Here is a 26829-nt window from a genome sequence, read left to right as displayed (position 1 = left end):
TTTCTGAAAATAAAGTATGATAATAAACATTAAAGACAATTCGATAAAGGTGAGGACAACAATGGTTGAAATCAGAAGGGCAAAAATTTCAGATATTGATAGATTACATGAGTTAATCAATATTTATTCAGAAAAAGAGATACTGCTGCCAAGAACGAAAGAATCACTGTATCAAAATATTTTTTCTATCTTTGTTGCAGAAAAGGACGGAGAGGTCATAGGGTCAGCAAGCTTAACCATTTTAGATAAGGAACTAGCCGAGATTCGTTCACTGGTGGTTGATACCTCTGCCTTAAAGATGGGCATTGGGAGAATGCTTGTGGAAAAAATTGTTGAGGAAACGAAACGATTAGGAATTGAAAAACTAATTTCACTTACGTATCAAGTTGAATTTTTTGAAAAATGTGGATTTGAGATAACGGTGAAGGATAATATGCCGCAAAAAGTATGGAAGGATTGTATTACATGCCCCAAATTGCATCATTGTGACGAAATAGCCATGATTATGTATGTGAAGGATAATATTTTTATATAAGTGAATCCGAAATAAAGAAGCATGGAATAGCTCATTCCATGCTTCTTTATTTTATCCGTTCTATGATGATTAAAGGGCTTTTAATGTATCTGTTAAAACAGGTACGATTTGTTTTTTACGAGAAACAACCCCTTTTAAAACAGCTGTGTTGTTGTCAAGCTTCACATTAAAGGCTGTTTCAACTGCATTGGTCATTTTTCCAAGGGCAAGACCAACTGAGTCATTTGTTAAAATATCTGTGACTACGAACAAGAATAAATCAAGATTTTGGTCTGCAATTGTCTTTGTAAGTGCTGCTTCAATTTCATTTTTGCGTTCAAGAACATCCTTTGTATCCACAGCGTTAACCTGAGCAACCATGACTTTATAATTTCCCATGTCAAAACCTTTTGCATCAAGGGAGATTAACTGTTCCACTGTCTTGTCGCTAAGGTCAGCACCTGCTTTTAGCATTTCTAGACCATATTTGTCTGCATCAACGCCGGCAATTTCAGCGAATTCACGTGCTGCTGCAATATCCTGCTCTGTGCACGTAGGTGACTTGAATAATAAAGAGTCGGAAATAATTGCTGAAAGCATTAAGCCGGCAATTTCTTTTGGAATTTCAACACCATGTTCTTTATATAGCTTGTTTAAGATGGTTGTTGTACATCCAACCGGCTCAGCACGGTAATAAAGTGGATCGCTAGTTTGGAAATTGGCAATACGGTGGTGGTCAATAACCTCTAGTATTCTAACTTCATCAATGTCATCAGCGCTTTGTTGACGCTCATTATGGTCCACTAAAATAACTTGGCTTGTTTCAGCAGCTACTTTTTCTACTAAACGTGGTACACTGACTTGAAAATAGTCTAATGCATATTTTGTTTCTCCGTTAATTTCGCCAAGACGGACAGGCTCAGCATTTAAGCCAATCGCATTTTTTAAGTGTGCATATGCGATTGCCGAACAGATGGTGTCTGTGTCCGGGTTTTTATGTCCGAAAACAAGAATTTTTTCCATTTTTGTACTCCTTACCTGAAATAATTATTTGTGAAACTTTTAATTCATATGGTAATGATAAGTTTCGTCAAACATAATATTAACATATTTTTAGCAAAAAATAGCCATTTTAATTCATATTTTCTCCATTTCCTATTTAATTAGTCAGATTTGGTAAAATAATAAGGAAATGGCCTTTTCTGCTAAAAAATTACGAGATGTTTGGAGACCGATTGTTCTAATCATTAATATAATAATAAAACAATATATTTGTCAGTCTAATCAAAAAAAGATTAAAATAGATAAAATATCTTATGTTTCAACGTACCTATATTAATTGTTCGACTGGAGGGAGAACGTATGAGAGATGTTTTACTAACCGATATTTTTAACCATCATATAGCCCAAAAATATGTTACCCGATCTGGTTTGGTTCACGCAATTGCATGTGCCTATCATGCTTTTCAATATGCCAAAGAGCAGAATGTAGATGTTGATAGTGCTGCTAAAGCTGCTTTTCTGCATGATATTGGACATTATACTTGGTACAAAAATGGCAATTGGGATTATGATTTATACCGGCAAAATGATATCCATGCTATTAAAGGAGCAGAAAGAGCACATAAATTATTGATTCGGTTAGGTGAAAACCCTGTGAAGGCAAAAGAAATTGCCCTTGCCATTCTTTTTCACACAGATTCTTATTTTCCTGGTGGTGAAATAGTTAGGACACCGCTTCAGGAAATTGTCAAAAAAGCGGATGAAAAAGATGAGGAGCCGGGAGGAAGTCATCATTATAGGCAAATTGAAATAGAACGGGCCTTCCGTATATTAAAACGATTGGATAAAAAAATAGATAAGGTATATGGTGAACTGAAATAAGTCCGGACCATTTGGCCGGACTTATTTCAGTTCATTATCAGTTGGTTAATATAAGAATATTCTCATTCTTTTTGGAATAAGTCTATACATGTGCAATTACAACAAAGGGGGATGAAATTCTAATGTCTTCTCATGTACACAATATGGAAGTGAATGTCCCGATAGAAATAGTGTGGGAATTTGTTCAATCAATGGATGCCTGGGCACCGCTTATTCCTGGTTATATTGATCATGAAATAATTAATGAAAGAGAATCTACCTGGACTTTCAAAAGCGCATTTGGGAAAATTATTAAGAAGAAAATACAAATGAAAGTTGATATAACCAATTGGGAAGAACCGGAAAAGGTCACATTTAACCTTATGGGATTAAATGAAAAATTTAATGGTTATGGTTATTTTAAAGCTGCAAAACTATCAGAAAATAAAACAAGTATGACTGGATTTTTGGAGATTACAGCCGAAGGTAAGTTGGCAAAGGTTATGAATCCGCTCCTAAAAACAAGTATTCCGGAAATGACAGAGGAGCTTACACTTGCTGTCGGGCAAAAAATAGAGGAAATTGTTAAGCGGTGATGACAGATGAGAAAATGTTAACGTTTTATTGAAAAACTATTTTAATAATACTAAAAGGATAGATAATTAGGGAAAAAGCCTACATATCTATCCTTTTTTACTATATAATTAATTTAATTTATCTGCACTTTGTAAAAATGTGCACTTTTTAACGAAAAAAATGTTCACGAGATTTTTTAAATGTGTTATTCTATATTCATAAAAAGTATAACATATTTAAATGGTTGTTAATCATTAATCTAATTAGAGTAATGAAAGAACTAACAAGCAGCAATAAGATATTTGATGCTATAGTTCTCGTAACAGGAAAACTAATATAGATGTTTGACGTCCTAAATATGTTTATGATATCCCTCGTCAAATGAAAAAGGGTGTGAGTATTATCTTATCAGAAAAAGAAGTTGTATATGTTGTATCGGATTCTGTCGGTGAAACAGCAGAATTTGTTGTAAAGGCGGTTGCAACCCAGTTTAATGGGGGTTATGTTGACATACGCCGGCATTCATATGCTGAGGATAAAGAAGATATTGAAGAAGTGATTGCTATGGCAAGGCAGACGAATTCGATTATTGCTTATACAATCGTTATCCCGCAGTTAAAAAAATATTTAGATCAGCGCGCAAGTGAAGAGGGAATAATGGCCGTTGATTTATTAAATCCACTTATGGAATCTTTTATGAAAAGATTTAAAAAAGAGCCAAATCATCAGCCAAAATTATTGAGAAAGCTCGATGATGAATATTTCCGCAGGGTTGAAGCGATTGAATTTGCCGTAAAGTATGATGATGGTCGTGATCCGCGCGGGGTTATGAGAGCAGACATTGTATTAATCGGAGTATCACGTACATCGAAAACACCGCTATCAATGTATCTGGCACATCAAGGATTTAAGGTCGCAAATGTCCCGTTAGTTCCTGAGGTTTCTCCACCTGAAGAATTATTTAAAATTCCGCGAAATAAATGTGTTGGTTTAGTTATTACACCAGATAAATTGAATGAAATCCGAAAAGAGCGTCTGAAGGCACTAGGTTTAAGATCTGAGGCTAATTACGCAAGCTTTGAACGAATCCTTGTAGAACTTGAATATTCCGAAAAAATTATGAAGAGAGTCGGATGTCCAGTTATCAATGTATCTAACAAAGCGGTTGAAGAAACAGCTAATCTAATTATTGATATTTTGAAAAGTGAGAGGAGCAGGTAATAATGAGTAAGTTTGTTTACCTTTTTAATGAAGGAAATAGCGATATGAAAGAAATACTAGGTGGAAAAGGAGCCAATTTGGCTGAAATGACCAATATCGGTTTGCCTGTGCCATTTGGTTTTACCATTTCTACGCAGGCATGTAATGATTACTATGAAGCAGGCAAAAAAATCTCTCAATATGTAGAAGAACAAATTTTAGCTGCGCTAAAAACCCTCGAAGATAAAACGGGTAAAAAATTAGGCGATCCTACAAATCCATTGCTTGTTTCTGTTCGTTCCGGCTCTGTTTTTTCTATGCCTGGAATGATGGACACGGTATTAAACCTTGGTATGAATGATGAAACAGTAAAAGGTGTGGCAGACTTAACAGGAAATGCTCGATTTGCCTATGATTCTTATCGCCGTTTTATTCAAATGTTTAGTAATGTTGTGCTTGGTATAGACAGTTATTATTTTGAACAGTATCTAGAAGAAACACGTGAGAAAAAAGGATATCATGCTGACCCTGAATTAACTGCAGAAGATTGGCAGGAAGTTATTGCTGGATATAAAGAAATTGTAAAAAAACATACGAAAAAGGATTTCCCTCAGGATCCTAAGCAGCAATTATTCTTATCGATTAATGCTGTATTTGATTCTTGGAATAATCAGCGTGCTATTATTTACCGCCGTTTGAACAAAATCCCTGATCATTTAGGCACGGCTGTTAATATTCAAAGTATGGTATTTGGAAATATGGGAAGTGATTCTGGAACAGGTGTTGCTTTTACACGTAATCCATCAACTGGTGAAGCACTGCTTTATGGAGAATACTTAATTAATGCACAAGGGGAAGATGTGGTGGCTGGAATTCGCACACCTCAGCCTATCCATGTGCTTGAAAAAGACATGCCTGAAGTGTATGAAAAATTTATTGCAACTTGTCAATTGCTTGAAAAACACTATAAAGATATGCAGGATATCGAGTTTACAGTAGAACGTGGCGAATTATTTATTCTACAAACACGTACTGGAAAAAGAACGGCTCAAGCAGCTATTCGAATTGCAGTTGAAATGGTTAAAGAAGGAATTATTGATAAGGAGACTGCCCTTTTACGTGTTGACCCAGAGCAATTAGATCAGCTGCTTCACCGTCGAATTGATGATTCATATGAGCGTAAGCAATTGGCAAAAGGTCTGCCTGCATCACCAGGAGCTGCAACAGGAGCTGTTGTATTTGATGCTGATGAAGCGGAACAGTTAGGAAATGATGGGAAAAAGGTTATTCTTGTCCGTCCTGAAACAACTCCTGATGATATTCACGGTATTGTTGCTTCTCAGGCAATTGTTACTAGCCGTGGGGGAATGACCAGCCATGCTGCGGTTGTTGCACGAGGAATGGGGAAAGCATGTATTTGCGGTTGCGAAACATTAAAAATAGATTTAGTTGGTAAGAAATTTTCGGTTGGAGAAACGGTTGTAAATTATGGTGATATTATTACCATCGATGGTTCAACTGGTGAAATTATGCTTGGTGAAATACCTATGATTGACCCAGAACTTTCTGATGAGTTCCTTTTATTGCTTTCATGGGCAGATGAAGTGAGAAAACTAGGTGTTCGTGCGAATGCTGATAATCCGGAAGATGCCGGGAAAGCGCTTGAATTCGGTGCAGGCGGAATTGGACTATGCCGTACAGAGCATATGTTTATGGATCCAAAGCGAATCCCGATTGTTCAAGAAATGATTTTGGCTGAAAACTATGAAGAACGAATGATTGCCTTAGACAAATTATTACCTATGCAGCAAGGAGATTTTGAAGGTATTTTTGAAGCTATGCAAGGCCTTCCTGTAACGATTCGATTACTTGATCCGCCAATGCATGAATTCTTACCTGATAAAGAAGAGCTTTTAGTTGAAGTGACAAAACTTCAAATGACTGATCCGGATTCATCTGAATTAAAGGAAAAAGAATATTTATTGAAGAAAGTAAATCAATTGGCTGAGTTTAACCCAATGCTTGGTCATCGCGGATGTCGTTTAGGAATGATTTTCCCTGAGATTTATGAAATGCAGGCAAAAGCGATTTTCAATGCTGTTGTAACGTTAATTGATAGAGGTCTTTCAGTAGAGCCGGAAATTATGATTCCACTTGTAGGTCATGTGAATGAACTTAAAGCGATGCGTCAACTTGTTGTTGAGACAGCTGAAAAAGTGAAAGAAGAAACAGGTAAGGAATTTAATTATTTAGTAGGAACAATGATTGAAATTCCACGTGCTGCTCTAACTGCAGATCAAATCGCTGAAGAGGCTGATTTCTTCTCATTTGGTACAAATGATTTAACACAGACTACATTCGGTTACAGCCGTGATGATGCAGAAGGTAAGTTTTTACAAGCTTATATTGAGCAAAAAGTACTTCCAGAAAATCCATTTGCTGTATTAGATCAGCAAGGTGTTGGTAAATTAGTTGAAACAGGTGTTAAGCTTGGACGCCAAGTGAAGCCTTCATTAAAAACAGGTATTTGTGGTGAGCATGGCGGTGAAAAATCCTCCATTGAATTCTGTTACCAAGCAGGATTAGATTATGTAAGTTGTTCACCATATCGTGTACCGTTAGCTCGTCTTGCAGCAGCACAGGCAACGATTCGTCATGAACAATCAAATGAAAAAGCAACAATTGTTTCAAAATAAGGTTAATGGGAGAGCACCTTTTTAGCGGTGCTCTCTTTTTCTTTTTCATGTTACAATAAGATAATATATATTTTATTTTTTACGCATCAGGGAGTGATTTTTTTGAAAGCACAAGTTATTCATACATTTGGTAATCCTTCAGTGTTTCAAGTAGAAGAGGTGCCGATTCCCACGGTAATTCCAGGACATGTATTAATCAAGGTCAAAGCTTCAAGTGTTAACCCGATTGATACGAAAATTCGCAGTGGATTGGTACCAGCAGTGTCTCCTGTCTTTCCAGCTATTCTGCATGGGGATGTAGCAGGCATTGTAGCGGAAGTAGGTGAAGGGGTTATTGATTTTAAACCTGGGGATGAGGTATACAGCTGTGCCGGCGGTTTTAAGGGGACAGGTGGTGCTCTAGCCGAGTATATGCTTGCAGATGCCAGGTTGCTTTCTCATAAACCTAAAAATTTGACGATGGAAGAAGCTGCAGCGATTCCGCTTGTAGCGATAACTGCTTGGGAAGCTTTATTTGACCGAGCTAAATTATCAACAGGAGCTGAAATTTTAATTCATGGAGCGACTGGTGGTGTAGGACATGTAGCCATCCAATTAGCGAAGTGGGCTGGTGCAAAAGTATATACAACTGCATCTAATCCGAAAAAACTACAGCTGGCTAAAGAACTTGGTGCGGATGTAGCCATAAATTATAAGGAAACAAGTGTTGAGGAGTATGTGAATAAATATACGAATGGTAAAGGGTTCGATTATATTTTTGATACAGTAGGCGGAGTAAACTTAGATTGTTCCTTTGAAGCTGCTGCCTTGCACGGAACCGTTGCAGCCATTGCAGCAAGGTCTACACATGATTTAACACCGCTTCATTCAAAAGGTTTGACTTTCCATGTTGTGTTTATGCTTTTACATATAGTAAATGAAAATCACCGCAGGCAAAATGGAGAATTCTTAAAGAAAATTACATCCGTTATTGAAGAAGGGAAACTGCGTCCATTAATTGATCCAAAGCGATTTACTTTTGATGAGGTTGCAGAGGCTCATCAGTATTTAGACTCGAATCAGGCAATTGGTAAAATTGTGTTAGTAAACAATTGGTAATCTTTCATTTGTCCAGAATAGAATGATGTTAACTAATAGTAAATAATCGGTTAAGAGGTTAAAATATATGAATATTAAAAAAATGTGTCAAATGCAAAAGATTCTTGACGAAAGAATTGTTAAAGAACATAAATTAGAAGGAAAGGATTTAGAAGAAAATAAAGTACTGGCGTTATTAGTTGAAATCAGTGAGTTAGCAAATGAAACTCGCTGCTTTAAACATTGGAGCACAAAAGGGCCAAGTGAGGATCATGTGTTATTAGAAGAATATGTCGACTCCCTTCACTTTTTCTTAAGTATTGCCAATAACTACGAATATAATATTGATCACCTGCTCACTATATACGCTAGTGATTTTAAGCAGGATGTGAAAGAGATAACCTTAGTTTCTGCTTTTATAAGTGTGACAGAAAAAATTATGACAATGCATTCAAAAAAAGATGCTTTTCACTTTATTGATGCGTTCGCTTCTTATATGGACCTTGGAACAATGCTTGGGTTCAGCTGGGAAGATATCGAACAGGCTTACGTTCGAAAAAATGAAATTAATCATCAGCGTCAGGACAATGGATATTGAGGCTTTAGAGTTAATCATGCCTTAATGAAATATAGATACATCAAGGGGAATTAGAATGAAGTTAGTATCATGGAATGTAAATGGAATTAGAGCATGTGTGCGAAAAGGATTTTTAGATTATTTTAATCATATCGATGCAGACATCTTTTGTATCCAGGAAACGAAATTGCAGGAAGGGCAAATTACTCTCGAGCTAAATGGGTATCATCAGTATTGGAATTATGCTGAACGAAAAGGCTATTCCGGTACAGCCATTTTTTCAAAAAAAGAACCATTGGCTGTGACGTACGGAATTGAATTAGCAGAGCCGGATACAGAGGGCCGGGTGATCACGCTTGAGTTTGCCAATTATTATGTCGTGAACGTTTATACGCCAAATTCAAAGCGTGACTTAACAAGGCTGGATTATCGATTAGTTTGGGAAGATGCCATGAAAGAACATTTAATTAAATTGAATCAACATAAACCAGTTATTTTTTGCGGTGATTTAAATGTGGCTCATCATGAGATTGATTTGAAAAATCCAAAGCCGAATCTTGGGAATTCGGGATTTACGTTTGAAGAGAGGAACAAAATGACCGAATTATTGGAGGCTGGATTTATTGACAGTTTCCGTTATTTTTACCCCGATCGTACGGATGTTTATACATGGTGGAGCTATATGAGTAAGGTACGGGAGCGGAATATTGGCTGGAGAATTGATTATTTTCTTGTATCGGATAATTTAAAAGAAAATTTAAAGGATGCTCATATCCATTATGATATTTTGGGAAGCGATCATTGTCCGATTATGTTGGAAGTAGATATAGATTAAAAGGACGAACAGTATGGCAGTTTTGCTATACTGTTTTTTCATGGATGTAAGTTTTTGTTTAATACGTTCAATAATAATGATAGAATAAAAAAAAAATCGAACATCAGTTCCTTTTAGTAAAGATAATTAACTTTGTCTGGCAAAATCAAAGGAGGGATTTTAAATGAATAAAATAGCTTTTATATATGATGAGGCGGTAGAACATACAAAGAAAAAAGTTTGTGATGATATTATCTTCTACATGCAAGATAAAGAAAAAATACCTTCCTATGCAGACTATGTTCAAGAGCGAAAGCATTATGTTGAACAAATTTGGCTCAATGTCTGGATGAATCAGGCCTCTAATAGAACTCCCCGTGTTGAAAAAAAAGAATATTTACGTTCGCGTGGTTTTGAGGTTGAAGGAGTTGACCGGAAAATCATAAACAAATTATTTCGTAATGAAATAAAAGCTTATCATCCATTTCCAATCGAAGCTTGGTGTTATGAAACATATGCTGAAGATCTCGAACAATGGACTGAAATGTACAAAAAGGCAAGAGATGAATATAATCAGCGCCAAGAAGCTGAAGCATTACAAAAGAAAAAACGACAATTATGGGACTTACTTGAAAATGAAGTCTATCCTATTTCTGCGAAACAACAGCACTTATTTTATTTATATACAAGAAAATTTATTGCAGATGAGCTAAAAGTTGATTTTAATACAAAAATTAGATATCAAAGGATTAATCCATATGAAATAGAAGAACGGCTAGTACCAATAGGTGTATTTATCCATGAGGATTATTCCTTAGTAAAGGATTTTTTCAGCGAGGTAACAGGTAATATTCAAAAAGTCTATGTATGGAATCGCTATGACTATGAGTATGAGACCTATTATGATTTATATGAAGCTAAAGTTCGGGAATATTTGTCTAACCTTATTCCGAAAAAAATAAAATCTTTACTCCTATCTGAATTTTATTCTAGTTATGAAGAAACGGTGATAGAATCTGTCTTATCGGATATTTTAAATGACATCATCGATGACTTCAGCAGTGAATTCATCATGTATCTAGGAGATGAGTATCTTACAAATTTATTACGTTTAGCTGAAATCCCTTTTGATGAAAAACAACATGAAACAATCTTTCTTGCTGATGTCCAAGAAAGAGAGAGAAGAAAAGCAGAGGAAAAGGCTGAAAGAGAGCGGAAAAAAGCTGAGGAAGCGCGAATCTTAAGGGACATATTTGAATTTGAGTACAATCCTCCTAATGGCAGAAATGTGAATTATATTTTACATATAGGTGAAACAAATACGGGAAAAACTTATCATGCTCTAATGAGGATGATGGAAGCGGAGAGCGGACTTTATTTGGCACCGCTTCGCTTGTTGGCTCTTGAAGTATACGACTTTTTAAATACAAGAGGTACCGCGTGTACACTAAAAACAGGTGAAGAAGAAAAAGAAACACCAGGAGCCAGACATTTATCCAGTACGGTTGAAATGTTTCGTGAAAAGGACTTTTATAATGTAGTAGTAATTGATGAAGCACAAATGATTTCTGATAAAGACCGAGGATTTTCATGGTATAAAGCGATTACAAAAGTTCAGGCAAACGAAATTCATATTATAGCCAGTAAAAATGCGAGGGACATGCTTGTTCAACTGCTGGGCGATTCGAATATAGAAATTATTGAATACAAACGGGATACTCCGCTGCAAGTGGAGGAAAAGGAATTTAATATTAAGAAAGTAAGAAAAGGTGATGCACTAATTTGTTTTTCAAGAAAACGAGTTCTTGAAACAGCATCGCGTCTTCAAAATGATGGACATTCTGTCAGTATGATTTATGGCAGTATGCCGCCTGAAACCCGAAAAAAGCAGGTCGAACGGTTTATCCTTGGTGAGACAAGTGTTGTTGTTTCGACAGATGCAATTGGTATGGGAATAAATTTACCAATTCGACGAATTGTTTTTTTAGAAAACAGCAAATTTGATGGTACGAAAAGGAGACTCCTTACTTCACAAGAAGTAAAGCAAATTGCTGGCCGTGCCGGACGTAAAGGGCTTTATAATATCGGGAAAGTAGCGTTTACTGCAGATGTTAAAAAAATGAGCTATCTCCTTAGTCAAGAAGATGAACCTATTCATACTTTTGCTATTGCCCCGACAAACAGTGTTTTCGAACGATTTCAAAAGTATTATCGTGATCTTGGAACTTTCTTTGAACTATGGGAAAAGTTTAAGAGTCCAAAGGGAACTAAAAAAGCATCACTTACAGAGGAAAGAGAGTTATATGAACGTATCCGGGGAACTGAAATGGAAGCACGTCTTTCGCTGATGGACCTTTACGGATTATTACATTTACCTTTTTCGGCCCGAGAACCTGAGTTAATTAGACAATGGGAAAAGACTGTAGAAGCAATTGTTGCTGGACATAAATTACCTGAACCGAGAATAAAAAAGCGGACATTAGAGGACCTTGAGCTTACCTATAAAGCAATCGGTCTGCATCTTTTATTTTTGTATCGTTTAAATAAACGAACAGACGCGGTATATTGGGAAAGGCTACGTGAGGAAATCAGCGGATTAGTACATGAACAACTAAAAAACGAAGTTAAAAATATGCAAAAGAAATGCCGTCAATGCAAGAAGAAATTATCATGGGATCATCCTTATTCTATTTGTGATTCATGTTATACCAAAAAGTACAAAGATTATTATGATTATTGATTGTGTTAGTATTCAAAATGAGAAAAATTTTAGCTATGACAGGAATCACAATCTTTGAATGGTGTTTATGTTACATTATTGTTGAGAAAGGTTATCATTCAATTGCTGTCCCATTTTGCCAAACAGATGGGTTTACGAATAATACAGAGGTGAAGACAATGAGTAACGTACTAGTGGATCAAATATATGAAGTCCTTGAAGAAGTTATAGATCCAGAACTTGGTGTTGATATTGTGAATCTAGGTCTTGTTTATGAGGTTCAAGTAAACGAAGAGAAACAAGCATTTATTAAAATGACAATGACATCCATGGGGTGTCCAATGGCTGGTCAAATTATGGCAGATGCTAAAATGAAGTTGTCTATGAATATTAAAGAGTTAACAGATATCCAAATTGATATCGTATGGAATCCCCCTTGGGGAAAGGAGCGGATGTCACGTTACGCAAAGATAGCCTTAGGAATACGGGAATAATACAAAAAGGACACTTAGCTAGCTAGGTGTCCTTTTTGTATTATTATTTTAAGAAAATAATTACGTGGTTGTTTTTCACATAGAAACTAATGAAAAAGCAAATATCAGCTAATTTTCGTCAAATATTATGGTGATTTTTAATGAATTTCGCCAAAATACTACATTTGAATCTTTACGACTTATCATAGATTTGATACGATGAGGAAGGTTATTCATTACATATTTTTTTCTCGCGGTACATCCTTATTTTTTATACCCCATATTCCGTGAAATTTCCAAACTAGAACTAATGATCTTTTTGGCAAATGATGGAATCTTTTGTTGGCTGATTCTTTGCTTCGGTCCAACAATTGAAAGCGATGCAATTACTTTTCCAGTATAGTCATAAATAGGTGCTGCAATTGTAACAACGCCTTCTGAAAATTCTTCGAAACTATAGGCAAACCCTTTTTCTCTTATTTCTTTTAGATGAGCCTTCAATTTATCTGGATCAGTAATGGTGTTTTTTGTGTATTTTTGTAATCCATTTTCAATAATGGCCTCGACAACTTTATCATCAGCGAAAGCCATGAATACTTTACCTGAACTTGTGCAATAAGGAGGATTTCTTTTTCCTACATGTGTTAGATATCGAACCGGGTGATTGCATTCAACTTTTTGCAGATAAACAACCTCTAACTGATCAAATATAGAAATGTGAGCGGTTTCACCAGTCGTTTCTACTATTTTATTAAGAACAGGCTGTGATTCACGGTATATATCCATGTTACTATTGATGACCCCACTTAGGGTTAAAATGGAAAAACCTAAACGATATGTTTTTGTTTCAGGATCCTTAAATACAAACCCTTCGCTTGCGAGTGTAGCCATTGTTCTGCTTACTGTACTTTTATTAAGCCCAAGGGATGAGGCTATTTCACTAATTTTCTTTTCTGGCTCGTCCATAGTGAAGCTGTTTAAAATGCGCAAAGCGTTTTTTACAGATGAAAGATAATTTTCTCCTTCATTCGTTTGAGTCATATTAATTCCTCCTAGTTATTGATTTCATATAAATAAACACAGTTGCTTTATATGAAACAATATAGCAGGAAAATGGTATAAATAACAAGAGATGAAATGTAAAATCTATCGCATAACTCATCATCAAGTAAGTAATATTAAAGAAGTGAGAATCGAAAAAATTATTAATTTTTTCTTTTTTGTTTCACATAGAGCAACTAAGTAGTTGTATATGAAACAAAAGCGCGTTATTATTACTCTAGAAAAACAAATCAATTATGATTTATTATCAAGGAGGACACTAAATAATGTCAGTTGAAACTAAAAATACAATTGTTGAACAAATAGTTGATCCATTTGATTGTTTACATTTTATCGACGGGAAATTTGTTCCATCTGTAGACGGAAAGACATTTAATAATGTGAACCCAGTAACGGAAGAAGTTTATGGTACAGTTGCTGAAGGAAGTAAGGCAGATATTGATTTAGCTGTAGCAGCTGCTAAACGTGCATTTGAAGAAGGTCCATGGGGTAAAATGAGCACACAAGAACGTTCAAAAATTATCCGCAAAGTTGGCGATATCTTAGAAGCAAGACAAGAAGAAATCGCTCAATTAGAATCATTAGATACAGGTAAGCATCTTAAATTCTCACGTCACGTTGATGCACCGCGTGCAGCAGCAAACTTCCATTTCTTTGCTGACTATATGATTTCTGTAGGAACCGAAGCATTCCAAGATGAAGTTCACGGTGCGATTAACTATGGCTTCCGCCGCCCAATCGGGGTTGTTGGATTAATCCAGCCATGGAACCTTCCATTATTCCTATTAACTTGGAAATTGGCTCCAGCATTAGCGGCAGGATGTACAGTTGTTATTAAGCCTTCTGAATTAACGCCAATGACTGCAACAAAATTAATGGAAATTCTTAAAGAAGCTGGTGTTCCAGACGGAGTTGTAAACCTAGTTCATGGTTTTGGACAAGGTGCTGGAAGTGCGATCAACAAACACCCTGATATCGCAGGTATTGGTTTTATCGGACAAGTTTCAACAGGTGCTAAGATCATGGAAGAAGCTTCTAAAACATTGAAGAAACTTTCTTTTGAATTAGGCGGTAAAAACCCTAACATCATCTTCGACGATGTTGATATTGATGAAGTAGTTGCAACAACAATCCGTTCAAGCTTTACAAACCAAGGTGAAGTTTGTGTCTGCGGTGAAAATATTTTTGTACAACGTTCCATCTATGATGAATTTGTTGAAAAATTAGCAGCGAAAACAAGAGAATTAAAAGTTGGTAACCCATTTGATTTGGATTACGACCAAGGGGCATTAGTTGCGAAAGTACATTATGATAAAGTAATGAGCTATTTTAAAATTGCTGAAGAAGAAGGTGCTACTTTCGTTACAGGCGGCAAGCGTCCTGAAGGATTAGATAAAGGATATTTCGTAGAGCCAACAATTATTACTGGCCTAGAATATGGTGCTCGTTGTACTCGTGAGGAAATCTTTGGACCAGTTGTTTCTATCATTCCATTTGATACAGAAGAAGAAGTAATTGCAATGGCAAACGATTCTCGTGTTGGATTAAGTAATACAATCTGGACAAACGATATCCGTCGTGCACACCGTGTAGCACAATCAGTTGAATCTGGATTATCTTATATCAATTGCTGGTTCGTACGTGACTTCAGAACTCCGTTCGGTGGTACAAAAGACAGTGGTCTTGGCCGTGTTGGAGGCGTTCACAGCTGGGAATTCTACACTGAATTAACGAACATTTGTGTGAAACTGTAATTTTATAAGTCCATGATAAATATTGCACGGTTATTTAGAAAGGACCGTGCAATATTTTCATAATCTTCGTAGATATATTATTAATTCGCTTATTTTAAAAATTTACATAAGAAGGGATGATAGAAATGACAAGTAAAATTGAAAAATTTGCGGCACAACTTGCGCAAGCTGAAGAAACAAAAGTAGGCATCGACCCGATTACTACAGTGGATCCAGAGATTACTGTTGATGAGGCATACTACATTCAACTAGAGAATATTAAAAAGAAATTAGCCGAAGGACAAATTATTGTCGGAAAGAAAATTGGCTTAACTTCTTTAGCAGTACAAAAAATGTTAGGTGTTGATGAGCCGGATTATGGTCATCTTTTAGATAGCATGGTAGTGGAAAATGGCGGAACAGTTGATACAAAAGATATGTTGCAGCCAAAAATTGAAGGTGAAATTGCATTTGTCTTGAAAAAAGACTTAAAAGGGCCTAACGTGACTGCTGTTGATGTGATTCAGGCAACTGATTATGTACTTCCAGCGCTAGAAATCGTAGACAGCCGTGTACAAGATTGGAAAATTAAGTTACAAGATACAGTAGCAGATAATGCTTCTTCAGGTTTATATGTATTAGGCGGTACACCAACAAAGTTAGAGGATATTGACCTTGAGTTACTTGGCATGGTTTTATATCAAAATGGTGAAATGGTTAATACAGGTGTAGGGGCTGCGGCTCTTGGAAATCCTGCAACATGTGTAGCTTGGTTAGCCAATCGTTTAGCTGATTATGATATTACTTTAAAAGCAGGTGAAGTAATCCTTTCAGGTGCACTTTCAGGTATGGTAGTGGCAAACGCTGGAGATTCATTCACAGCAAGATTTGCTCACTTAGGACAAGTTAGCGTTAATTTTAAATAATACGTACGAAATAGATGATAAGTACAAGGAGGAAATGAACATGGCAAGTGAAATCATTAAACAGATTACAGATTATTTAGTATCAGCAGAAGTTGAAAAGCGTGAAGTGGTAAAAGTAACTTCAACAATTAAACCTGATTTAACTGTTGAAGAGGCTTACCAAGCCCAAGAATTACTAGTTCAAACAAAATTAGATCAAGGTCACAGAATTGTTGGACCTAAAATGGGTCTTACAAGTAAGGCTAAATGGGATCAAATGGGTGTATCCGAGCCTATCTATGGTTATGTATTTGATTATATGTTAGTAGATAACGGAGGAGTAGTTCCTTTCCAAATCCATCCAAAGGTTGAAGCTGAGATTGCTTTCTTAATTGGTGAAGATATTGAAGGACCTGGAATTACAGGTGCACAAGTATTAGCGAAAACAGAATATGTTTTACCTGCACTTGAAATCATTGACAGCCGCTATGAAAACTTTAATTTTACTCATACTGATGTTATTGCTGATAATGCTTCTACATCAAGAGTTGTTTTCGGTAATACGCTGAAAAAGCCTAGTGAATTAGATCTTGATTTAGTTGGTGCTACTCTATCTATTAACGGTCAAATTAAAGACCTAGGTGCTGGTGCAGCTGTTTTAGGACATCCTGCTAATGCTATCGCTGTTTTGGCAAATATGCTTGCTAGAAAAGGACAAAAAATTAAGAAGGGTGATTTAATCCTTTCTGGTGCATTAACAGGAGCTATCTTGTTAAATGTTGGAGATTTTGTTTCAGGTAAATTCGACGGTCTTGGTGAAGTTACTTTCACTATGGGTGAATAATTTTTCGATAAACATGCTTAAACGGGAAGGGGTATTATTATGCCATTAATTCAAATTAACATTATGGAAGGTAGACCACCTGAAAAAATCACTGAATTAATCAGCAATGTTACAGATACTGTATCAGAAACTCTTGGTGCTCCGAAACAAAATGTTCGCGTATTAGTTACGGAAATGCCTAAGACTCATTGGGGAATTGCTGGAGTTCCTGCTTCCGATTTAGGAAGATAATGACTAGTTGAAAAAATCGAACTGAATTTTCTTCAGTTCGATTTTTTGCGTTAATTTATTTAAAAGCTACTCTTTTCTTAATGAATTTGCAATTTTATTTCAAAACCTTCAATATTATTATCGATAGAAATAAACTCCAAATAAAAACACTAAATACATAGTAAAAGGATGGTCAAGTTCATGTTAAGGAAACAAATGCATCAGTATGTTGAAAAGTTGTTAGCTGAAAAGCGAATGGCTAATGTCAATGAATTCACAGTGGAGATTTATAAAGTAGAGTATGATTATATGAAAAAACATCGGTTGCTCTCAGAAGATATGGAATCTTCTATTTCACTTATTGTGCAGGATCCGTTATCCCGTTTTCAGCATAACGTCTATATTGAACGTGGCAATAAAGAAACAGAGGATTTTATTGCCGAGGAATCCCCTGTATTTTTAGAACAACCAATAAAGTATTTTAAAGATCATATTGATGAATTTATGTATATGGAATCACCTTGGTTTAGCATGATTGGAGTGGATGCCATTTCATTTGAAGCGGACAGTGTCTTTGGAAATTATGATGTTATGTTAGGTTTGAAACAACCGAAAAAGTCAGAGAAAGGACTAAAGACCTTTTTAAAAGAAAGCTTACAGTATGAAGAGGCAACGTTTGATTTAATGTTTAGCGCCAATGAGGGTCTTTGGGATTTAAATTTTTCTGTAAATAATCTCAGCACTTTCAAAGAGGATTGGACCATTCTGCAAGCATATAATGCCATTTATGAGCTCATGTTTACGCTCGTAGAGAAAGTCGAAGAAGGAAAAATCGAATAGGAATAGTTGGCAATATGTTTAATGTGCAAATATAGACAATACTTTTTAATTTCTTTCTTTACATTCTCTTAGTATAGTATTATGATAAATGAGAATATTAGTACATCTACTAGGGGTGCCCACCTTTGCGGGCTGAGAGAAAAACATGTTGTTTTTCAACCCTTTGGACCTGATCCGGATTATACCGGCGTAGGAAAGTAGGAAGTCGATTACTTTCTTTCTTGTACGAACAAGTCAGGTCCATCATGGGTCTGGCTTTTTTATTTTCAACAAAAGATGAATAGGGGGAGAGAAACATGGAAAAGGGAAAAGTATATGCCTTGTTAAAACGTGTGAAAGAAACAAATCCGCTTATACATAATATTACCAATATTGTGGTTGCGAATTTTTCAGCCAATGGGCTGTTGGCACTCGGGGCATCTCCAGTAATGGCAGATGCTGTTGAAGAGGCAGCTGAAATGGCTAAGGCTGCAGCAGCAGTCGTTTTAAATATGGGAACATTGAATCGGGAGTCAGTTGAAGCAATGATTACTGCCGGGAAATCAGCAAATGAGAGCGAGACTCCTGTTATTTTAGATCCTGTTGGAGTGGGTGCGACTTCCTATCGGACTCAAGCTGCCCAAAGATTGCTTCAGGAAGTTAAGTTTTCAATTATCCGCGGCAATGCGGCTGAAATAGCTAATCTAATCGGAGAAAAATGGGAAATAAAAGGCGTTGATGCAGGAAATATGAAAGGAGATGTTTTGACGCTTGCCGCAAATGCAGCGAAAAGGCTTAATACGGTAGTCGTTGTGACAGGGAAGGAAGATGTGATCAGTAATGGCATGTTAACAAATGTCGTTCATAACGGTCATCCTATCTTGACAAAAGTAACCGGTACTGGCTGTTTGTTATCCGCTGTTGTCGGAGCGTTTGCAGCTGTTGAAAAAAATCACCTGGATGCTGCAACAGCTGCACTTATTTTTTATGGGGTTGCAGCCGAAATTGCAGCAAATAAAACGGATGAACAAGGGCCTGGAAGTTTTCAGATAGAATTTATAAACCAGCTCTCCCTTGTTTCTTCATCAGAAATCGATTTATACGGATCATTTTATACAATATAAGGAGGTTCATATGTTTACATCACTAACAATTGCTGGTTCTGATAGCGGGGGCGGTGCAGGCATTCAAGCAGATTTAAAAACCTTTCAAGAATTGGACGTTTTTGGAATGACCGCCATTACAGCGGTTACAGCCCAAAATACATTAGGTGTCCAAGGGGTTCAGCCAATTCCGAAAGAAATAATCGCTTCTCAAATTGACTCTGTTGCGCAAGACCTCGGTGTAGATGCATTGAAAACAGGTATGCTGTTCTCATCTGAAATCATCAAAACAGTGGCAGAAAAAATTCGTTTATATGGCTGGGAAAAAGTTGTTGTGGACCCTGTCATGATTGCAAAAGGCGGTGCACCGTTACTGCAGCAGGAAGCTATCACAGCGGTTAAAGAACTTTTGCTTCCTTGTGCTTATATTGTTACGCCTAATATCCCGGAGGCGGAGGATTTAACGGGTGTTACTATTCATACGGAAGAGGATAAAATAGCGGCTGCCAAAGAATTGATTCGTCTTGGTGTAAAAAATGTCATCATTAAAGGCGGCCATGGTCATGAGTCAAATGAATCGGTGGATTTATTATTTGACGGGAAGGACACTTATACATTTACAAGCAAGCGGATTCCGACAAAGAATACGCATGGGACAGGCTGTACATTTTCAGCTGCCATTACCGCTGGCCTTGCAAAAGGACTATCTGTCTACGAATCAGTAAAGATTGCAAAAAGTTTTATTACGGCAGCAATTGAAGAAGATTTAAAGTTAGGAAGCGGACATGGACCGACAAATCATTGGGCATTCAAAAGAAGAACAGGAGTTAAAATATGAAAATAACGAACCATGATAGGTTAAGAAATGCTTTAGCGTTATATTTTATCATGGGCTCTCTTAATACAAAGAGAAGACCAAGTGAGGTATTAACAGAAGCTATACGGGGTGGTGTCACCTGCTTTCAATTCCGTGAAAAAGGAAGGGGTTCATTAGTTGGCGAGGAAAAATATACGTTAGCTGAAGAGCTGCAGTTTATCTGCCAAAAAGCAGAGGTTCCTTTTATTGTCAATGATGATATCGATCTAGCTCTGGCAATCAATGCTGACGGTGTACACATTGGGCAGGAAGATGAGCCAGTTAATCTGGTTCGGGAGAAAATAGGAAGTAAAATACTAGGAGTGTCCGTGCATAATTCTACCGAAGCGAATTCAGGACTAAGAATGGGGGCAGATTATTTCGGAGTTGGACCTATTTACCCGACACAATCGAAAGATGATGCAAACCAGGTTCAAGGAGTAAAAATCATTCAGGAGTTACGTTCAAAAGGCTTCACCATTCCAATAGTTGGAATTGGAGGGATTACGGCAAATAATGGTGGAGATGTTATAAAAGCAGGAGCTGATGGTATTTCCGTTATCAGTGCTATCAGTCTCGATGCAAATCCAGAAGCAGCTGCAGCTAATTTAAAAGTAAGTATAACCAATTACTAATCATTTTCTAACCAAAAGGAAGGCCTGTCAGATACGGTTCCTTTATTTATTATAAAAGGACGTACTCTGAACAGGCACTTACTTTATAAGAAGTTCAGGAAATAAATAACAATTACCGACAAACTCTGTTTGATATTTATTATATTTTTAAACAGTTGATGTTATTGTTTCAAAATGATGAAAGCGTTATCATCATGATAACATTCATAATGGGACTGTTTGAATGATTATGGCAAACGGTCTTTTTTTGTCTAATAAGGTATATAGTCACAAAATGTTAACAAATGACGAAGGAATTTAATTATTTTAAATTTATAATAGGAAGTGAATCCTTATGTTTAAAATAAATATTAATAGTCAATCTTTTCTATGTTCAAATGAAAATAATCTTGTTCAAGCTGCTCGTGCTCAAATGGTGAAGGTTCCCTGTGCTTGCGTTGGCGGAGGATGCGGTATTTGCAAGGTTAAAGTTATTTCAGGTCAATATGAAATGGATACATATGCAAAAAGTGCTTTATCAGATGAAGAAGCAGAAAAGGGCTATGTATTACTGTGTAAGACACGCCCGTTGAGTGATCTTCAAATTGAATTGATTTCTTAGAAAGAGGGGGATTAGATGCATACAACAATACACTTAATCGATCAAATAGATTCCGACCTATCACGAAGTCTTTATATACAAAATCGATCTATTATTGTTGATGCACATGCATTTGGAACCTTAAGAAAAGATTTAATTCGTAATATTGGAATGGAGCGGACAAAGGGTTTTTTATTTCGCTATGGATGGAATATGGGTGTCCGTGATGCAAAGGAATGTAAAGAAAAAGAACTGTATCAAACCATGGATGAGCTAATTGAATATGGTCCAATCATGCATTCGATAAAAGGATATGTCGAATCAAAAACATTAAAGCTGGAAATTAAAAATATAAATGGAAAAATGACGCTGCAAATGGATAGTGCTTGGGAACATTCTTTTGAAGCGGATGAACATCTGAATCAAATTGGAATCAGCCCTTCGCCGGTTTGCTATACACTTTCCGGATATGCGAGTGGATTTGTAACAGAAGTTTTTGGTGATAAAGTAATCTTTAAAGAAAAATGCTGCCGTGCCTCTGGAAGCAGCGAGTGTTTAGCTATAGGTAAAAGTCATACCCTTTGGGGCGATGACATTCAAGAAGAATTATATTATTTAGAAGAGACTCCGATAGTAAAGGAGCTCGAATTAACCTATGAAAAATTATTACAGGAACGTGATCAATTAAATCTCGTTCATACAATCCATAAACAATTGACAGAAGAAGTAATAAAAGAGAACGGTTTGGAATCAATTATTGAAAAAGTCTATCAATTATGTAAAATACCTGTAATCGTTCACAATGTACATGGTCACCCCATCGCTTTTGCAGGTGTTAGTAAGCTGTCTAAAGATTTTTCACCAAATAGCTTATTTCAATATATTAATAAAAATATGTCAAAGAATGCTGTTTCACAAACCTTTCAGCCTATGAACAATCAGCGTGAGCATTTTAAGATGTTAACACAGCCTATTTATTTACAGGAGAAAAGGATGGGGTATTGTTCTTTTATTTATAAAAATCATCAGCAGGATTTGCAAGAATTATCTAAGCTGATTATTGAAAAGGCTGTTTCCATTTGCTCTCTCTGCTTTCTGTATGAAAAAACAAAATTGGCTTCATTTGAACAGATGAAAGGCTATTTCTTAAAGGAAATATTAAGCGGGCAGTATACGTCAGAAGATGAAATGGTTACAAAAGCGAGTCTATTTCAATATGATATATTAAAGCCATATTATATAAGCGTCATTGGGTATACATTTAATGCACAGGATTTTCATTATGAACATGGATTTTGTCGGGAAGTAATGGAATCCATTTCTCATTATTTTACCAAACAAAAGCTTCATTTTTTAATGAATCAAAGTAATCATCATATTCATTTAATTGTCAGTGATCATTTTATAGACAAAGAGGCGAAATATTCCTTTTTTCATGATTTAATCGTTTATTTACATTCAAGATTTCCTGGCTCTCATTTTTATATGGGAATTAGTAGAAGAACGAGCTCTATTATACAGGCACCTAAGGCCTATCAAGAAGCGCTTCGTGCACAAAGAATGGTGACTAAAAATAATCAATTAACCTTTTTTGATATGCTTGGAATGGTTGGAACGTTGATTAATGAAAATAATGAAGGCAATGTTAGGGAAATGGCTTATTCCTTATTAGGTCATATTGATATGGATTGTCAAAAAAATATAGATTTAATTAGAACCCTTTATTTATTTTTATTAAATGGAGGGAATTTGGAAAAAACGGCAGATGAGTTATCATTATCAATCAGCGGACTGCGTTATAGAGTGGGTAAAATTGAAGATTTATTACAGCAAGACATCCGAAGTCCTCTTATTAGCAGTCAGTTGTTAATGGCGATTCAGGCGTTAATCATTTTAGGAGATTTAGAGGTTAAAACTCCAGTGATGTAAGTCTAATAAATAGAATAAAATGAAAAAGGTAGTGAGATTGACTTTAGATACTCACTGCCTTTCTTTTTGTGTAAGTCTATTTGCTTTATGCTATGATTATAGGGGCCTTACGCTATATAATAGTGTAGGAAATTCTTAGAATAATAATTTTATTACATGAACAAAATGACATCTGAGTTCAGACAGGAGGGGATGGATGTGAGTCAAAGAAGTCTCGACTTGAGAAGTGATGCGGTAACGACCAATGAAGAAAGTTTTTGGATGGGTGTAAAGGATTGCATCCCAACCCTGCTTGGTTATTTGAGTATTGGATTTGCGGCAGGAGTAGTAGAAAAAACAGCAGGCCTAAGTATAGCTGAAATTGCCCTAATGAGTCTCCTGCTATATGCTGGTTCCGGTCAGTTTATTGCTGCTGGGATGATTGCTGCTAGCAATCCAATCTCAGCTATTATTTTTACCGTTTTTTTTATTAACTTAAGGCATTTATTATTAAGTGCAGCGCTTGCGCCTTATTTTCGTCATTTAACTCCTTGGAAAAATATGTTTGTTGGCTCTTTACTAACAGATGAAACTTTCGGGGTTTCGATAACTCACCTGCAAAATAAAAAACAAGCGAGCTATAAATGGATGGTTGGCTTAAATGTTACAGCTTATTTGAACTGGGTTATAGCAAATATAGCCGGTGGATATTTTGGAAAGTGGATTCCCAATCCTGAAAGCTTTGGTCTAGACTTTGCGTTACCAGGAATGTTCATAGGCCTTTTAGTGCTTCAAATATTAAGTCAAAAAAAGTATTTTGTCGATATGATGGTTGCTCTTAGTGCGGTTGTTATTGTAATCATTGTCAGCTTTTTTTCTTCCGGGAGTACAGGTGTTATGGTGGCAGCTATTTTGGCTTCCACAATTGGGATGGTGATTGAAAAATGGAGGTAAGATGGACCATACTGCTTCTTATCATAGGTTGTGCTATAGTGACATTTATTCCGCGGGTACTGCCTTTAATGCTGCTCAGTCAAATGGAATTGCCAAAATGGGTCATTCGCTGGTTAAAAAACGTTCCGGTTGCTGTTATGGCTGCATTATTAGCTCAGGAGCTTTTATTATCTGAAGGTCAATTTTCAATATCTGCTAATATTTTAAAATTGTTGGCTGCCATTCCCGCTTTTGCTATTGCACTTTTGACTAAAAGTCTGCTGGGAACAGTAATGGCTGGTGTTATTTTTATGATGGTTTTCCGGTTTATTTTTTAGTTTTGTCAAAATAAATGTTCTTAAAGAAAAAACCACTTTGTATTTGACACAAAGTGGTTTTTTTCTTTAAGAATGATAGAATTATGCCCGTGGTTTCATATTCATTAATACATTCAATGCAAATAGAACGATAGCCAACACCATAACCATTCCGCCTGTTGCAACTACAGGTACTAATGATTCTTGACCAAGTATAAGGAAAAAAAGTCCAATCATCATGACAGGAAGCGCAATATTATGAAGCCAAAAATGAGTTTTAGCTAGTTTTGTTGCCGCAAGTTCTGGATAAATGCTGTAAATAGTCCCTATAACTGCCAGTGATAGCCAGCCTAATAAATTGACATGTGCATGGACACCAACAAAATCATAGGAATGAGCCATGGACATATACAGCCCAAACCCAACCCCAATAACAAAATAAACTGCAGAAATCTGGATTAATCGGACACCCATCATATGAAAGCCTCCTTTGATGAACCTTATTACACTAAACTATATGCATTACCAAGAAGAAAAAGACATTCCGTGTAATGTCTTTTTTCTTAGTACCTATTTAAGGGTTTTGCATGAAGTTCGTATTTCCAAATAGGTAATCAACAAATGATTGGTCAAATTAGCCATTATATTGGCCAAAGATGCCGTTTTTTAGGCTTTATTACTATTTCCACTAAATAATGTAAGCGCATTATTGCATTTTAACCAGTGGCATCGTATTTGCTTATCAAAATAATGAATTCTTGAAAATGATTCCATCAGGCATTTTCAACATTTCAAATGATAAGAATACATTACTAGGAGGAAATCATATGAACCATCTTACTGAAGGTATTAAAGAAAAGATTGAAAAGTTTTTACAAGGAAAGAAAAAATTATATATTAATGGCCAGTTTGTGGAAAGTCAATCAGGAAAGACCTTCGATACATACAATCCAGCAACTGGGGAAGTGTTAGCAACCGTGTACGAAGCAGATGCAGCTGATATTGATTTTGCTGTTAAAGCTGCGCGCCAAGCCTTTGATAAAGGTCCATGGTCAAAAATGAGTGCTTCTACTAGAAGCCGACTTATGTATAAGCTTGCTGATTTAATGGAAGAGTATAGTGCGGAATTAGCACAGTTAGAAACGTTGGATAACGGAAAGCCCATTCGAGAAACGTCGAATGCTGATATACCATTGTCCATTGAGCATATGCGCTATTATGCAGGCTGGTCTACGAAAATGGTTGGACAGACGATACCTGTTAATGGATCATTTTTCAACTATACACGTCATGAAGCAGTTGGAGTAGTTGGACAGATTATCCCATGGAATTTCCCTCTCCTGATGGCCATGTGGAAGCTTGGGGCAGCACTTGCAACAGGATGCACTATTGTTTTGAAGCCTGCAGAACAGACTCCTTTATCCGTCCTTTACTTAGCTGAATTAATTGAAGAAGCAGGTTTTCCTCCAGGTGTAATCAATATTGTTCCGGGTTTCGGTGAAACAGCCGGCCAGCCACTTGTTGACCACCCATTAGTTGATAAAATTGCTTTTACTGGTTCCACTGCAGTTGGTAAGAGAATCATGTCCAATGCATCGCAGACATTGAAACGCGTAACATTGGAACTTGGGGGCAAATCACCCAATATTATTTTGCCTGATGCGGATTTAACAAAAGCTATTCCGGGTGCGCTTAATGGAGTCATGTTTAATCAGGGACAAGTATGTTGTGCTGGTTCTCGTGTGTTTATTCAAAAAAAACAGTTTGATAATGTGGTAGCCGATATGGCAGCACATGCACAGAATATTAAACAAGGTGCCGGTATCCATGCGGATACAGAAATAGGACCGCTTGTTTCTGCTGAGCAGCAAACAAGGGTACTAAGTTATATAGATAAAGGGCTTAGTGAAGGTGCACAACTTGTTGCAGGAGGTAAAAAAACTCAGGAGCAAGGTTACTTTGTAGCTCCTACCATTTTTGCAGATGTGCGGGATGAAATGACAATCGCCAAAGAAGAGATCTTTGGGCCGGTCATTTCTGCCATGCCTTATGATGATTTAGATGAATTACTGGCGAGAGCGAACAATAGTGAATTTGGTTTGGCTGCTGGTGTTTGGACACGTGATTTAAAAAATGCACATTATATCGCTAACAATCTTCGTGCGGGTACTGTTTGGGTGAACTGCTACAATGTTTTTGATGCTGCTTCTCCATTCGGCGGATATAAACAATCCGGTATTGGCCGTGAAATGGGCTCCTATGCACTCGAGAATTATACAGAGGTAAAAAGTGTTTGGATTTCAATGAATTAAGAGAGTCATAGAAAATTGAATGGAATGGATCAATTAGAACAGATAAAAAACTCGTCATTCTTGGCGGGTTTTTTACAATTTTACGAGGATGAATACGCTCTTT

The 26829-nt window shown here is 36.4% G+C and carries 26 protein-coding genes and 1 riboswitch; of the genes, 23 read left to right on the top strand and 3 right to left on the bottom strand.

The features are described 5' to 3' along the window. Window positions 1-61 precede the first annotated feature (61 nt). On the top strand, window positions 62-535 hold the full coding sequence (locus tag F4V44_RS07515) for an N-acetyltransferase (RefSeq protein WP_150439385.1): 474 nt from the start codon (window positions 62-64) through the stop codon (window positions 533-535). A 69-nt stretch (window positions 536-604) separates the two neighbouring features. Here F4V44_RS07515 and F4V44_RS07510 read toward each other — a convergent pair whose 3' ends face one another. Then, on the bottom strand, window positions 605-1537 hold the full coding sequence (locus F4V44_RS07510; protein ID WP_150439384.1) for a manganese-dependent inorganic pyrophosphatase: 933 nt from the start codon (window positions 1535-1537) through the stop codon (window positions 605-607). A 339-nt stretch (window positions 1538-1876) separates the two neighbouring features. Between F4V44_RS07510 and F4V44_RS07505 the strand changes: the two genes are divergently transcribed. The 9 genes from F4V44_RS07505 to F4V44_RS07465 all read left to right on the top strand — a co-directional run bounded on the left by F4V44_RS07505 (window position 1877) and on the right by F4V44_RS07465 (window position 12530). Next, window positions 1877-2398, top strand: a complete 522-nt coding sequence (locus F4V44_RS07505; RefSeq protein WP_150439383.1) for an HD domain-containing protein — start codon at window positions 1877-1879, stop codon at window positions 2396-2398. Window positions 2399-2520: 122 nt separating this feature from the next. Further along, complete coding sequence (locus F4V44_RS07500; protein ID WP_150439382.1) at window positions 2521-2973, top strand: CoxG family protein; 453 nt, start codon at window positions 2521-2523, stop codon at window positions 2971-2973. 361 nt (window positions 2974-3334) lie between these two features. Beyond that, window positions 3335-4174, top strand: a complete 840-nt coding sequence (locus F4V44_RS07495) for a pyruvate, water dikinase regulatory protein (RefSeq protein ID WP_150439381.1) — start codon at window positions 3335-3337, stop codon at window positions 4172-4174. A 2-nt stretch (window positions 4175-4176) separates the two neighbouring features. After that, window positions 4177-6849 (top strand): pyruvate, phosphate dikinase, encoded by a 2673-nt coding sequence (gene ppdK / locus F4V44_RS07490; protein WP_150439380.1) that lies wholly within the window; start codon window positions 4177-4179, stop codon window positions 6847-6849. Between the two features lie 102 nt (window positions 6850-6951). After that, window positions 6952-7947 carry a zinc-dependent alcohol dehydrogenase family protein gene (locus tag F4V44_RS07485; RefSeq protein ID WP_150439379.1) on the top strand — a complete coding sequence of 332 codons (996 nt, stop codon included), beginning with the start codon at window positions 6952-6954 and terminating at the stop codon, window positions 7945-7947. Window positions 7948-8014: 67 nt separating this feature from the next. After that, complete coding sequence (locus tag F4V44_RS07480; RefSeq protein ID WP_150439378.1) at window positions 8015-8524, top strand: dUTP diphosphatase; 510 nt, start codon at window positions 8015-8017, stop codon at window positions 8522-8524. Between the two features lie 55 nt (window positions 8525-8579). Next, entirely contained in the window at window positions 8580-9338 is a 759-nt protein-coding gene (locus F4V44_RS07475; protein WP_150439377.1) for an exodeoxyribonuclease III, read from the top strand. A gap of 163 nt (window positions 9339-9501) precedes the next feature. Next, window positions 9502-12057: a helicase-related protein gene (locus F4V44_RS07470; protein WP_150439376.1), complete on the top strand. Its 2556-nt coding sequence runs from the start codon at window positions 9502-9504 to the stop codon at window positions 12055-12057. A gap of 158 nt (window positions 12058-12215) precedes the next feature. Further along, window positions 12216-12530 (top strand): metal-sulfur cluster assembly factor, encoded by a 315-nt coding sequence (locus F4V44_RS07465; protein ID WP_150440086.1) that lies wholly within the window; start codon window positions 12216-12218, stop codon window positions 12528-12530. Window positions 12531-12773: 243 nt separating this feature from the next. On the opposite strand, the gene F4V44_RS07460 is transcribed toward F4V44_RS07465, so the two are convergent. After that, the gene (locus tag F4V44_RS07460; RefSeq protein WP_150439375.1) at window positions 12774-13550 is read right to left on the bottom strand and encodes an IclR family transcriptional regulator; all 777 of its coding nucleotides are present in this window, start codon (window positions 13548-13550) and stop codon (window positions 12774-12776) included. A 287-nt stretch (window positions 13551-13837) separates the two neighbouring features. Here F4V44_RS07460 and F4V44_RS07455 point away from each other — a divergent pair, with 287 nt between their 5' ends. The 12 genes from F4V44_RS07455 to F4V44_RS07400 all read left to right on the top strand — a co-directional run bounded on the left by F4V44_RS07455 (window position 13838) and on the right by F4V44_RS07400 (window position 24435). Continuing rightward, the gene (locus F4V44_RS07455; protein ID WP_150439374.1) at window positions 13838-15325 is read left to right on the top strand and encodes an aldehyde dehydrogenase; all 1488 of its coding nucleotides are present in this window, start codon (window positions 13838-13840) and stop codon (window positions 15323-15325) included. 125 nt (window positions 15326-15450) lie between these two features. Further along, the gene (locus F4V44_RS07450; protein WP_150439373.1) at window positions 15451-16230 is read left to right on the top strand and encodes a 2-keto-4-pentenoate hydratase; all 780 of its coding nucleotides are present in this window, start codon (window positions 15451-15453) and stop codon (window positions 16228-16230) included. A gap of 40 nt (window positions 16231-16270) precedes the next feature. Then, window positions 16271-17053 carry a 2-keto-4-pentenoate hydratase gene (locus F4V44_RS07445; RefSeq protein WP_150439372.1) on the top strand — a complete coding sequence of 261 codons (783 nt, stop codon included), beginning with the start codon at window positions 16271-16273 and terminating at the stop codon, window positions 17051-17053. Window positions 17054-17092: 39 nt separating this feature from the next. Next, window positions 17093-17284, top strand: a complete 192-nt coding sequence (locus F4V44_RS07440; RefSeq protein WP_150439371.1) for a 4-oxalocrotonate tautomerase — start codon at window positions 17093-17095, stop codon at window positions 17282-17284. A 180-nt stretch (window positions 17285-17464) separates the two neighbouring features. After that, on the top strand, window positions 17465-18103 hold the full coding sequence (locus F4V44_RS07435; RefSeq protein ID WP_223881834.1) for a branched-chain amino acid aminotransferase: 639 nt from the start codon (window positions 17465-17467) through the stop codon (window positions 18101-18103). A 101-nt stretch (window positions 18104-18204) separates the two neighbouring features. Continuing rightward, window positions 18205-18316: riboswitch (TPP riboswitch) on the top strand. 83 nt (window positions 18317-18399) lie between these two features. After that, the gene (thiM, locus tag F4V44_RS07430; RefSeq protein ID WP_150439370.1) at window positions 18400-19206 is read left to right on the top strand and encodes a hydroxyethylthiazole kinase; all 807 of its coding nucleotides are present in this window, start codon (window positions 18400-18402) and stop codon (window positions 19204-19206) included. 10 nt (window positions 19207-19216) lie between these two features. Continuing rightward, a complete protein-coding gene (gene thiD, locus F4V44_RS07425; protein WP_150439369.1) occupies window positions 19217-20023 on the top strand; it encodes a bifunctional hydroxymethylpyrimidine kinase/phosphomethylpyrimidine kinase in 807 nt (268 codons plus the stop codon). After that, on the top strand, window positions 20020-20676 hold the full coding sequence (gene thiE, locus F4V44_RS07420; RefSeq protein ID WP_150439368.1) for a thiamine phosphate synthase: 657 nt from the start codon (window positions 20020-20022) through the stop codon (window positions 20674-20676). Before thiD ends, thiE begins: the two co-directional genes overlap by 4 nt. A 334-nt stretch (window positions 20677-21010) precedes the next feature. After that, window positions 21011-21277 carry a 2Fe-2S iron-sulfur cluster-binding protein gene (locus F4V44_RS07415; protein WP_150439367.1) on the top strand — a complete coding sequence of 89 codons (267 nt, stop codon included), beginning with the start codon at window positions 21011-21013 and terminating at the stop codon, window positions 21275-21277. Between the two features lie 15 nt (window positions 21278-21292). After that, window positions 21293-23185 (top strand): XylR N-terminal domain-containing protein, encoded by a 1893-nt coding sequence (locus F4V44_RS07410; protein WP_150439366.1) that lies wholly within the window; start codon window positions 21293-21295, stop codon window positions 23183-23185. A 192-nt stretch (window positions 23186-23377) separates the two neighbouring features. Then, complete coding sequence (locus F4V44_RS07405; protein ID WP_150439365.1) at window positions 23378-24118, top strand: AzlC family ABC transporter permease; 741 nt, start codon at window positions 23378-23380, stop codon at window positions 24116-24118. Further along, window positions 24109-24435 (top strand): AzlD domain-containing protein, encoded by a 327-nt coding sequence (locus F4V44_RS07400; protein WP_150439364.1) that lies wholly within the window; start codon window positions 24109-24111, stop codon window positions 24433-24435. Before F4V44_RS07405 ends, F4V44_RS07400 begins: the two co-directional genes overlap by 10 nt. Window positions 24436-24516: 81 nt before the next feature. Here F4V44_RS07400 and F4V44_RS07395 read toward each other — a convergent pair whose 3' ends face one another. Then, the gene (locus tag F4V44_RS07395; protein WP_150440084.1) at window positions 24517-24888 is read right to left on the bottom strand and encodes a cytochrome-c oxidase; all 372 of its coding nucleotides are present in this window, start codon (window positions 24886-24888) and stop codon (window positions 24517-24519) included. Between the two features lie 353 nt (window positions 24889-25241). Between F4V44_RS07395 and F4V44_RS07390 the strand changes: the two genes are divergently transcribed. Next, window positions 25242-26726 (top strand): aldehyde dehydrogenase family protein, encoded by a 1485-nt coding sequence (locus F4V44_RS07390; RefSeq protein WP_150439363.1) that lies wholly within the window; start codon window positions 25242-25244, stop codon window positions 26724-26726. Window positions 26727-26829 lie beyond the last annotated feature (103 nt).

Origin of the sequence: Niallia endozanthoxylica, assembly GCF_008710145.1 — a bacterium.
GTDB lineage: Bacteria > Bacillota > Bacilli > Bacillales > Cytobacillaceae > Bacillus_BD > Bacillus_BD endozanthoxylica.
The sequence above is the reverse complement of the archived record's forward strand: the minus strand, read 5'-3'. Positions and strand labels throughout refer to the sequence as shown.

Bases quoted from the DNA above. Each gene is read 5' to 3' on its own strand.
- F4V44_RS07395 (WP_150440084.1), bottom strand. From the start codon at position 24,888: ATGGGTGTCCGATTAATCCAGATTTCTGCAGTTTATTTTGTTATTGGG.
- F4V44_RS07470 (WP_150439376.1), top strand. From the start codon at position 9,502: ATGAATAAAATAGCTTTTATATATGATGAGGCGGTAGAACATACAAAG.
- F4V44_RS07500 (WP_150439382.1), top strand. From the start codon at position 2,521: ATGTCTTCTCATGTACACAATATGGAAGTGAATGTCCCGATAGAAATA.
- F4V44_RS07495 (WP_150439381.1), top strand. From the start codon at position 3,335: ATGAAAAAGGGTGTGAGTATTATCTTATCAGAAAAAGAAGTTGTATAT.
- thiM (WP_150439370.1), top strand. From the start codon at position 18,400: ATGGAAAAGGGAAAAGTATATGCCTTGTTAAAACGTGTGAAAGAAACA.
- F4V44_RS07440 (WP_150439371.1), top strand. From the start codon at position 17,093: ATGCCATTAATTCAAATTAACATTATGGAAGGTAGACCACCTGAAAAA.
- F4V44_RS07415 (WP_150439367.1), top strand. From the start codon at position 21,011: ATGTTTAAAATAAATATTAATAGTCAATCTTTTCTATGTTCAAATGAA.
- F4V44_RS07410 (WP_150439366.1), top strand. From the start codon at position 21,293: ATGCATACAACAATACACTTAATCGATCAAATAGATTCCGACCTATCA.
- F4V44_RS07465 (WP_150440086.1), top strand. From the start codon at position 12,216: ATGAGTAACGTACTAGTGGATCAAATATATGAAGTCCTTGAAGAAGTT.
- F4V44_RS07510 (WP_150439384.1), bottom strand. From the start codon at position 1,537: ATGGAAAAAATTCTTGTTTTCGGACATAAAAACCCGGACACAGACACC.
- F4V44_RS07390 (WP_150439363.1), top strand. From the start codon at position 25,242: ATGAACCATCTTACTGAAGGTATTAAAGAAAAGATTGAAAAGTTTTTA.
- F4V44_RS07505 (WP_150439383.1), top strand. From the start codon at position 1,877: ATGAGAGATGTTTTACTAACCGATATTTTTAACCATCATATAGCCCAA.
- F4V44_RS07405 (WP_150439365.1), top strand. From the start codon at position 23,378: ATGGATGTGAGTCAAAGAAGTCTCGACTTGAGAAGTGATGCGGTAACG.
- F4V44_RS07445 (WP_150439372.1), top strand. From the start codon at position 16,271: ATGGCAAGTGAAATCATTAAACAGATTACAGATTATTTAGTATCAGCA.
- thiE (WP_150439368.1), top strand. From the start codon at position 20,020: ATGAAAATAACGAACCATGATAGGTTAAGAAATGCTTTAGCGTTATAT.
- thiD (WP_150439369.1), top strand. From the start codon at position 19,217: ATGTTTACATCACTAACAATTGCTGGTTCTGATAGCGGGGGCGGTGCA.
- F4V44_RS07455 (WP_150439374.1), top strand. From the start codon at position 13,838: ATGTCAGTTGAAACTAAAAATACAATTGTTGAACAAATAGTTGATCCA.
- F4V44_RS07450 (WP_150439373.1), top strand. From the start codon at position 15,451: ATGACAAGTAAAATTGAAAAATTTGCGGCACAACTTGCGCAAGCTGAA.
- F4V44_RS07400 (WP_150439364.1), top strand. From the start codon at position 24,109: ATGGAGGTAAGATGGACCATACTGCTTCTTATCATAGGTTGTGCTATA.
- F4V44_RS07435 (WP_223881834.1), top strand. From the start codon at position 17,465: ATGTTAAGGAAACAAATGCATCAGTATGTTGAAAAGTTGTTAGCTGAA.
- ppdK (WP_150439380.1), top strand. From the start codon at position 4,177: ATGAGTAAGTTTGTTTACCTTTTTAATGAAGGAAATAGCGATATGAAA.
- F4V44_RS07515 (WP_150439385.1), top strand. From the start codon at position 62: ATGGTTGAAATCAGAAGGGCAAAAATTTCAGATATTGATAGATTACAT.
- F4V44_RS07475 (WP_150439377.1), top strand. From the start codon at position 8,580: ATGAAGTTAGTATCATGGAATGTAAATGGAATTAGAGCATGTGTGCGA.
- F4V44_RS07460 (WP_150439375.1), bottom strand. From the start codon at position 13,550: ATGACTCAAACGAATGAAGGAGAAAATTATCTTTCATCTGTAAAAAAC.
- F4V44_RS07480 (WP_150439378.1), top strand. From the start codon at position 8,015: ATGAATATTAAAAAAATGTGTCAAATGCAAAAGATTCTTGACGAAAGA.